1 protein-coding gene is annotated in these 1,184 nt (G+C 58.1%); it reads left to right on the top strand.

Annotated elements, in window-relative coordinates:
• Window positions 1–338: 338 nt before the first annotated feature.
• Window positions 339–1,016, top strand: a complete 678-nt coding sequence (locus GVY64_RS36960; RefSeq protein WP_159851336.1) for a hypothetical protein — start codon at window positions 339–341, stop codon at window positions 1,014–1,016.
• The last annotated feature ends 168 nt before the right edge of the window (window positions 1,017–1,184 follow it).

Here is a 1,184-nt window from a genome sequence, read left to right as displayed (position 1 = left end):
CGTATTCGCGGAGTTTGCCTTTGACGTGCGGGCGGGAGTCGCCCAGCTGCACGCCGAGGGTCGGCAGTCGGCGGGCGATCTCCAGTCCGGTCAGCGGCGCGGACAGGGCTTTGCCGATGTCGGCGGCAGGTGACACGATCCTTACCGCCGTTGCGCTCGGCCTACGACTGACTTGCGGCTGGTGACACGGTCCTTACTGGTACCCCGTAACGGCGGCCAGCCAACCTCATCAATCCACTGATATTTGACAACATCTCCGCTTGCCATGACTGAATAACAGAGACGTGCACTACCCAGGTAGAATCTACGTGGGTCCTTATCGGTAAAGGAGTGCTGACGTGGTTGTCCTGCAATCGAATGAACGTGGGGCATTCCGACTTTCTGATCAGCCGTGGCCGACGTTGCATCGCCCCCGCGGCGCGTCACCCGCCTTGCTCGACTACATCCGGCAGGCCGAGACGGTTATGCGGAAAGCTGTCTATATACTCGGAGACCCCAAGATGGCACGCCCTCTTCCTGTGCTGCCGCCGCCGCCTCCGGTTCCGCCTCCGACTGTATATATTGACAACTTTTCTGGGAAGATGGCGGGAAGCTACTCGTTGCTACGCAACGGACTTGGTGAATCGTCCGTCGCATGGCAACATGACGAGGCTGAAGTAGACAGGATAGTCAAGGAGACGCAAACCGCAGCCGAGGAAGTCTTAGAAATTCTTCGAAAGAACCATGTCGATCCGCTCAATGCGGCGTTAAGAGCGGCCGAAGCCGAGACTACTAAACTGGCATATTATTCACCCGCACAATCCGCCGAGTCGAAACTGTCTGTATACACAGAATGGAAGCTTGCGGAGCTCCTGGAGAGCAAAATGTTCTGGGTGCAAGAAGTGATCAGCTGGTTCGCTTGGAGCGCCGGTATGCGCGCGGTCGAGTTCCCCGACCCACCGCAGCCCAGTTACCCGTTAGTTCCCCCACCGGATTTCTACATGAATCGAGATCCGAATTCCGTTGTCGAAACCTGACAGTATTGTTTGGAAGGGCATTGCCCGCATCGCGTTTCTGCTCCGGACTATGCCGCACAACGAATTACACCCCGGCGACTGGGAGGGAGCCGGGGCCGTTTCGCGCGAAGGCAGCTTCGCTGCTCTCGGTTTCGTGTTCGAAACCGGAAACTCCGCAGCTCAGGCCGT

The organism is Nocardia sp. CY41 (assembly GCF_009829325.1).
Taxonomy (GTDB): domain Bacteria; phylum Actinomycetota; class Actinomycetes; order Mycobacteriales; family Mycobacteriaceae; genus Nocardia.
This window is presented reverse-complemented; position numbering and strand designations above follow the sequence as displayed.